5 protein-coding genes are annotated in these 8646 nt (G+C 55.6%); all 5 read right to left on the bottom strand.

Going from position 1 to position 8646, the window contains the following annotated elements:
- Positions 1–899: 899 nt before the first annotated feature.
- Positions 900–2408 (bottom strand): YifB family Mg chelatase-like AAA ATPase, encoded by a 1509-nt coding sequence (locus tag ACILP3_RS10125; protein ID WP_395616512.1) that lies wholly within the window; start codon positions 2406–2408, stop codon positions 900–902.
- 215 nt (positions 2409–2623) lie between these two features.
- A complete protein-coding gene (locus ACILP3_RS10130; RefSeq protein ID WP_295491623.1) occupies positions 2624–3295 on the bottom strand; it encodes a glutathione S-transferase family protein in 672 nt (223 codons plus the stop codon).
- 62 nt (positions 3296–3357) lie between these two features.
- Complete coding sequence (locus tag ACILP3_RS10135) at positions 3358–3543, bottom strand: hypothetical protein (protein WP_395616513.1); 186 nt, start codon at positions 3541–3543, stop codon at positions 3358–3360.
- Positions 3543–7703, bottom strand: a complete 4161-nt coding sequence (locus ACILP3_RS10140; protein WP_395616514.1) for a translocation/assembly module TamB domain-containing protein — start codon at positions 7701–7703, stop codon at positions 3543–3545. Before ACILP3_RS10140 ends, ACILP3_RS10135 begins: the two co-directional genes overlap by 1 nt.
- Positions 7703–8646, bottom strand: a 944-nt coding sequence (locus ACILP3_RS10145) for an autotransporter assembly complex family protein (RefSeq protein WP_395616515.1), incomplete at its 5' end; no start/stop codon positions are given. The genes ACILP3_RS10145 and ACILP3_RS10140, both read right to left, overlap by 1 nt.

Genomic DNA, 8646 nt, shown 5'->3' on the forward strand with positions numbered 1-8646 from the left:
TCCGGGCTGGATCTATCCCAAGGAACCCGGGATGACAAACATCAAGAAGATAGACCAGTTGCAGCCAAGCCACACTCGTCTGAGGGCTTGCTAGAGTAAATCGCGTTAAGTCAATTCGGGAAATGTAAAGATTTTTACCTAGAGCGGTCTGCTCCTAGTTTAATTCAAGCTAAGAATTTGAAAAATTATACCGTCTACAAGATTCGAAGTCGTGCCCCCTGATTATATAATCGCTGGCCCTTGCGGATTGAGGTGAACAAAGGGCTACTGACCAAACTTCTCCTCCTAATAACTGACTGTCGGCAACGTCCAACAAATCAGTCATATCATCCTTCGTGATCCAATGTCCGCTTATGAGGGAACCAGCCGGCGCTCATAAAGACTGCAATTGGGCGCAAAGCGGTCACGAGAAAGGGGATGCTTCGAACATCCGCAATTGGGTCGTAAACGGAACGGCAGCTTTTTTAGAATATTTGCTAAAAATCGGACGTGCAGAATAATATGTAAGAAGGAACTGTGGGTCCCATCAGCCAGAATAGGGGGGTGCCACCCCGGTGGGGTCTCGATTAGCTGAGTTTTTGAAGGGGGTGGGGGGTATGACTTTTGGTGCGAGTTAGACGGTGGCTAGATGACCTTAAGGCATGTGCAATTCGTGTGTAATCATGTTCGGAATTACACGGAAGTTCCGGGAATGTTTGGGCTATGAGATTTATAAAAAATCTATGAGTTCCATGCTATTAGGATAGTTTAGGTAGTTGTAGGCAACCAATGGTCCTAGACTTAAAATCTGTTGTCCGTAAGGGCGTGCGGGTTCGAGTCCCGCCATCCGCACCAATTGGCTTTAGGCGCCCTTTTTAAATCACTGTATCGTCAACGCCCTGCGCCCGCAGCATTGCTGCTCAATTGCGAGGCGGTTGTCGTCGGTAGCTGAGCGCCTCGGCAATGTGTATACGGCCAACATCCTTGGCATTGGCCAAATCGCCGATCGTGCGGGCCACGCGCAATATACGGGTGTAGCCGCGCGCCGATAGGCGCATCGCTTCTGCCGCTTGGGCCAATAACTTCTGCCCCGCTGCGTCCGGTGTGGCAAATTCAGCAAGTGTATCGCCATCAAGATCCGCATTGGTACGCAAGCCGGTGCCTTGCAGCCGTGCGCTTTGCAGGGCACGCGCGGCATGCACCCTAGCGGCCACCTCTGCCGAACCTTCGGCAGGGGGCGGAAGGACCAAGTCCGCGGCGCGCACGGCCTGCACTTCGATGTGCAGATCGATACGGTCAAGCAATGGCCCCGAAATCTTCGCCTGATAGTCCGCAGCGCAACGCGGGGCCCGACTACATGCCAAAGCCGCGTCGCCAAGATGCCCGCAGCGGCAGGGATTCATCGCAGCGACCAATTGGACGTTGGCGGGGAAAGTCACATGGCTGTTGGCCCGTGCGACGCTGACTTCACCGGTTTCCAAGGGCTGTCGCAAACTGTCGAGTACACCGCGCTGGAATTCGGGAAGCTCGTCGAGGAACAGGACACCCAGATGTGCTAGGCTGACTTCGCCGGGACGAATACGTAGACCGCCCCCGACCAAGGCTGGCATGGACGCGCTATGATGCGGTGCACGGAACGGGCGTGTCCGCAATAAACGGCCGCCGTCCAAAGATCCGGCAACAGATGCAATCATCGACACTTCCAAGGCTTCCGCTGGCGAAAGTTCCGGTAAGATACCCGGCATACACGAAGCCAATAGCGACTTACCTGCACCCGGTGGGCCAACCATCGCCAAATTATGACCCCCAGCAGCGGCAATCTCCAGCGCGCGCTTTGCGGTCTCCTGCCCTTTTACCATTTTCAGATCAGGGCCCGTTTGGCGCGGTGCGGCAACCCCTGGTTCAGGCGGACGCAGCAAGGATTGCCCTTTCAGATGGTTCAGCAAGCCAAGTAGGTCAGGTGCGGCCACGACTTCGATTTCGCCCGCCCAAGCCGCTTCTGACCCTTGCATCGCCGGACAGATTAACCCGAGCCCGCGTGACGAGGCATGGAGCGCTGCCAAAAGCACGCCAGGTGATGCAGCCACTCTGCCATCCAAACCTAGCTCACCGACCACGACAAATTGCGCCAGCGACTCTGCATCCACCAACCCCATTGCACCAAGTAATGCCAAAGCAATTGGCAAGTCGTAATGGGAACCTTCTTTGGGTAGATCAGCAGGCGAGAGATTAATGGTGATCCGCTTGGGCGGCAATGCCAGACCCAGCGCAGAGATTGCAGCGCGAACCCGCTCGCGACTTTCGGCGACTGCCTTATCTGGAAGACCCACAACGGCGAAGCCTACCATTCCTGGTGCGACTTGGCATTGGACTTCCACACTGCGGGCTTCCAAGCCGAGATACGCGACTGTGGAAACAATCGACACCATATAATATCCCCAAGGATGGACCTCCGCTGCACTGGGATGACGTGGCAGCGGAGGTCCGGCCGACCGGTCCAGTGGTCGACATGGTCAACTGCGCCGCGAACGAGCCCGATGGCAAGCGCCGCCGATTAGTATACCAACGATTGGTATATCCAATTAGACGTCATCAATAGCCAAAACGGGTGAGAAAAAGCTTATATATCAGCTCTTTTTGGGGCCTAGAAATCGACCTGTTCATAATGCTTGGGTGGCACGATAACTTCCATCCGTTCGGATAGTAAGGGCCGAAAACTGGGTCGCGATTTAAACATGGCGTACCAAGCCTTGGTCTGTTCATGCCCATTCCAATCAATGCCGCCAAGATAGTCAGCTACCGAAATCTGAGCCGCCGCCGCCAGATCAGCCATCGTCATTGTTGAACCCGCCAGCCACGCGCGGTGGTCGATGAGATAGTCGATATAATCAAGATGACCGTTCGCCAACTTCATCGCTTCGCGCAGCACTTTTGCTTCGGGCGGTTGACGGTCAATCAGTCGCTTCTTCATGCGTTCGTGCAAAAGCGGCTGCGTCACGTCGCCATAAAATTGTTCGTCGAACCAAGACACGAGGCGACGAATCTCGGCGCGATATTGCGCGGTGCCACTGATCATCGGGTTCGTTGGGACGGTTTCGTCAATATATTCGGAAATCGCCACCGAATCAGACAACGTAATATTACGTTCGGAATCGCGCATCACCGGCGTTCGTCCCGCCGGGTTCATTTGCACAAATTCGTCGCGCTGCTCCCACGGATTCTCACGCACCAAGCTGTATGGAACGCCTTTTTCGCCAAGCAGCAAACGCACTTTGCGCGAAAAGGGACAGAGCGGATATTGATGGAGTTGCCACATTTGCATCTGTTAGGACCGGTTACACAGAAAGTGAAGGGGGCGTCGTCCCAAAAGCATGGGCATTAATCCGAATTGCCATTTTCAATAGGTTCGCGCTGGGCTTCCTTGACCATTTCAGCATCGATTTTTACTTCAGCCGCCTTCACCTTGCGCTCCGTCTCCGCATATTGTGTGTCAAAGTCCTGCTGACACCCCGCCGCCAGCAAGGAAGATACGGTCAGACTCAGCAAACACAGGAAACGGCGCATCAATAATCCTTTTTATATCGAACATTGATATTCGATGTTCCGCTGGTGCCAATCTGACTAAGCACAGACAGCGCGCGGGTTAGGCTGATTTCCAATTGCGTTGCGGTATAACCCCGGGCGTCCGTTACAATTTCGATATAGACGTCATTGGTAACATACTGGCCAAAGGCAACCGCCATGTCGCGCCCGCTATTCGCATCCGCATTCAACAGACGCAAACGGTCAAGACCCGTTGCCGATTGCAGCACACCCAGCGGATTTAGCCCGCCCGACCCGCCGCGCAAGCTGTTGAGTGACCCCGCAAGCTGGATCGCCTGAATGGCAGACAATTCGGCGATGGAGTTTCCGAACAAAATCCGCGCCATGATTTCATCCTGCGGCAAGGCAGGGGTTGAGCTAAAGCTAATCGCAGGATTTTGTCCAGTACCCGCAATATTGACGCGCACAGTTGTTCCATCAACCTCGCTTGCGGCCGTTACGCGGATCGATGGATTGCTTGCAGGCCCGCCGTTGAAGGAAATGCGTCCGCTTTCCAATGCAAAGGATCGACCTGCAAAGCCCAAAGTCCCGCGTACAAGTTGCATATCACCCGAAATCAATGGCGCGGCGCTGGTCCCTGTGATCGACAAATTGGCGCCCCATTCAGATTCAAGTCCCATACCGCTTACATATAACTCGTCTGGGGCCTCAAGCCGGATGTCGAGTTTCCAATTGCTTGGAAGACTTCTGATCGCATCGGCATCACCGGACACACGTGCCCGGCCCGTTGGCGCTTTGCGGCGAACGCCGGTTAAGGTTGCCACCTTGGCCACGCCTTGCCTGATAATCTTGAACCGCGTTTCAGGCAGACGCAATGTGCCGCTGACCAACGCTTCACCGTCTGGGGTGTTCGTGACGCTGACCCGGCCAGTCGCTGTTGTCGAAATCAATTCGCTACGGGCAACGCGGGCGCGGTCGAGGTCAAGGTTAAGCTGCACAGGAAAGCCCTTGGCCGCACTTAAGTTGACGATGCCTTTGCCCGTCACTGTGCCGTCGCCAGCTTTTGCGCTCAGCTCCGTGACTTCCAACTGGTCGTTTGAGAATATGCCCCGCACACGTAGATTGGTCAATCGGGTGCCATAGCTATCATTTTCATACACAAGGTCATTGGCGCGGACGACACCCGTCAACATCGGTGTCTGCACCCTGCCCGAAAAATCGGCGGCAACGCCAATGTTGCCAATCAGGCTTTGGTCCGCAAGTCCGGTCAAGGAAAACAGAGTATCGGCAGGTCCATTATAGCGAATACCGCCCGACAGGGGCGCAGCGAGCAACCGTTCGGTCCAGCTTGCCGTTCTAGGCGGTAATGGGGTCAAGTCAATCTGCATTCGGCCCACCGCAGCTCCGCGCCGCCGGATAATAAAGCGTGCATTCCCGCCTGAGGGTAAAAGTCTTCCGACCATGCTGATGTCCACTGGCTGTGATCGCGACCCCAAATTTGCCCGGACAAAGCGGCTGATCTCCAGCCGCACATCGGCATTCGGGAACGCAGACACGGACGTCTGAGACCAATCCAGACTGCCGCTTGCACGCCCGCCAAGTCCAAGTCCCGGCAGGAAGGGGTCAAGCACTGCGATATCGACCTTGTCTATGCGCGACTGAAGGATCAAGCCGTCGCCATAGCTGCCCGCAATGCGCAAGGTGCCATCCGCGACGTTGATATTGCTCGGTAAAATGTCATAGCTGTTTCGGCGCGGGACAATGCGTATTGGGCCGTCGGTGGCGAAATTGACACCATTGGCGCGGCCTTTGGCGGCAATCCGCCACAATTGCGGCGTGAAGTCGGCATTGGCAGCGAAGCGAAAAGGAACATTGCTCCTGCCTTCAGCCAATATTTGTGCTGTGCCGACGCCTGCGCGATAATCCAATTTGACCCGTGCTGCGGCGATCGCAACATCGTTCACCACAGCGTTTTCAACTTGCACATCGGCAATGACCTGCGGGCTATCAAACAAGATGATGTCGGCATTCATAATTCCACGCCCGACCGAGAGTTTTTGCACACCGGAAAGCGTAGTATTTAATGCGGTGGCATCGATGATGGCGCGCTGATACGCGCCCTGTGCCGTCAAAGCGATTGTTCCGTCAAATCCCGAACCGACACCCATTAGCGTGCCTACAAAGGGGCCTGACGCGGCCTGTCTTATGCGTCCTGTGACCTCAATGCCTGCAAAACGCCCGCGTAATATGTCGATCGTTAGCGGGCCGTTGTCTGCCAGCACATCGACATCGCCGCTGATGGGACCATAATCGGTTGATCCCGTAATCGCGATTGCATAGCCGCGCGGGCTTAATGTTACCACGCCAGCTACATTGGACATGCCAACGCCAAAGCCGGGATTGGTTGCAGTGATCCGGTATGTTGGGCGGTCGAATGTACCCGTCATCCCGACGCGCACAGGGCCATATTGGTTAGAATAGCCTTGGCCGTCGAACACGACTCGGCCCCCTTGGGTCACATAAGTGCCGCTACCGCTGTTGAGCCGGAACAAGGGCGAGACCAAACTGGTGCGGGTGATCTGCAAAATGCCATTGCTGCCATAACGAATGTCGGCATTGACGAACATTTGGCCGCCAAGGAAATTTTGGAAACCTCGGCTGAATAGCTGAGTTGATCGCGCCTTTACGGTGCCGACCAAAGCATAGCCACGGCCTCGCGTTGTTTCGACATCAACATCGGCGACAACATTGAACAGGCCGACCGAGTTGACCTGAAATCCATCCAGCTTTCCGTTTAACGCGGTGGTGTAAACACCTTTGTTCATGTCACCGACCAGCAACGCCTTTGCATTGATCCGGTCGGAACGGATTTTCAAATTGTCGGAGAGCACACGGCCATCGGCGATAGCAATATCGCCATTGACGCGAACATTGGTCAGCAAGCCGCCCGCGATTTGGTTGATGCCCGTTACTCGGCGTGCCGTGGCGTCGACAGGGACGATGAAGCGATCCGCCTTACCTTGCATTTCGCCAGTGACGGTCACATCCTCAAATGCTGTGGCATCAAATGCCAACCGACCTGCGCTAGCGGAATAGGTGACCGTGGGGCCAACAAATGCGCCATTAAGTAAGGCCTTGCCGCGGATATTTGCACCACTGACATTCGACCCGATGATGCCGGGACGGAGTATACGGAAATCCAGCGCCAGGTCATCAAAGCTGCCTTTGCCCAAATCGGCCACCCCATTGGCATCAACCGTTACCGACGCCGAACGGATGCTGCCGCGAATCTTCGCAACGCGGCGGTCAAAACTTGTCGCCATGTCAAACATGGCCACTGGCGATAATGCCCGCACCAGCAAGCTGTCGGCCAAGACTTTGGCCAAAGCTGCGGTGCCTTTCATCGTAAACGTCCCCGCGCGCGCGGTAAGCGCAAGGTCCGCAATATCTTCAGACCCCAATTGCGCCGTCAACCTACCGTCCCATTTGCGCCAGCTACCACGACCGCTCAGATTCGCCTGCATCGGGACCGCACGACCGGCCAACCCAGCGAACAGACCCTTGGCCGGTGCATCCAATTTTACATCGACATCAAAGCGATTATCTTCGGGCACGGCATCGAGTTTCAAAATGATGCGGTCCCCGCGCAGACTGCCTGCGGTCGCGTCGATGATCGCGCGCCTATCGGCAATCTTTAGCTTGCCGGATAAGGACGCCACCTGCACCTCACCGGTAATGGCCTTGGCAAAGACGATGCGGTCCACCTGCAGCCGTTTGATGTGCATATCGAGATCAGGAAGCAGCGGGTCGCCACGATCGGGGACCACTCGAAACGCAGGCAAGCGCGATATGTTCAGTTCTTTTGCCGTCAGCGCATGGATAGCGACACCTTGGCTAAAATAGGACAAAGGGTTCCAGTCCAGCCGGATTTCGGGCGCGCGTGCAAATTCGCCCTTAGGATCACGAAAGCGGACATCGGACAGTATCGCGTCGCCATAAATCGACCCGTCAATTTTCCCGATCTGGATGTTTAGACCGTTTTCTAGTTCAAAAGCAGCAGTCTGCCGTGCAACAAAGTTCCGTCCGGACTGGCTATCAAGCCACACATAGCTGCCCGCCAATATAGTCAGCAAAATCGCCACAATAGCAGCGCCTGCGATTATCAGCCGCCGCCAGACCATTAAAACGCCTGCCCAATCGACACGTAAACGCTGAAGCGGGAATCACCTGGTCGGCGGTTCAGCGGCGTTGCTAAATCAAGCCGGACGGGGCCAAAATTGGTATAGAAACGGCCACCAACGCCGACGCCCACGCGCCAGTCGTCAAATTTGGGGATGCTCGATTCATAGGCTTGCCCCGCATCGATAAAGCCAACCACGCCGAAATTGCCAAAGCGATAGCGTCCCTCCAGCGCAAATTCGTTCAGGCTTCTGCCACCGATGGGATCATAATTGGGATCTAAAGGACCGAGCCGCTGATAACCAAAGCCGCGGACAGAGCCCCCACCGCCACCGTAGAATCGGCGCGATGGCGCCAGATTATCCCGCATTATGCCGGATATGGTTCCAACGCGCGCGCGGGCCGCCACTACGATATTGTCCTGCACCGGATAATAAAAGGACCCATCTAATATGGCGCGCGCATAAATTTGTTTGCCCGTACCCAGCGATGCCTCCGGCGAGACCCGCAAATTGACGCGATAGCCCCGTACAGGATCCAGCAAGTCGTTTGATCGGTCAAAACCAACCTGCAGCGGCAAAGCGGCAACATAATAAAGTTGCCGGTCGCGGACACCGCGTGCCAATTCAAAGGCATCTTCCGACGTACCCAAGATTTCCGCACCTATCGACCATGTAAATTTCTTTTGCCAAATTGGGGTTGAAACCAGCGCCATCGTCATGGCCAGCCGGCCGGTATAGGCCTCAAACGCATCAAAATTGCTGTGCAATGCCGAGACAGATATCTCGATATTGCGGTCACGCCGTCCGGCATTGGTTCGGTCAAACGCGATGCTGGCTGCCTGCTCCTGCGTGCCAAGCAATGCGGCCGCGCGCAATGCGCCTTCTGGGGGAAACAGGTTTCGGTGCGTCCAGCTGCCCTCTGCGCGAAAGCCCTGCCCTGTCC

The organism is Sphingorhabdus sp., assembly GCF_044239665.1.
Classification (GTDB): Bacteria; Pseudomonadota; Alphaproteobacteria; order Sphingomonadales; family Sphingomonadaceae; genus Sphingorhabdus_B.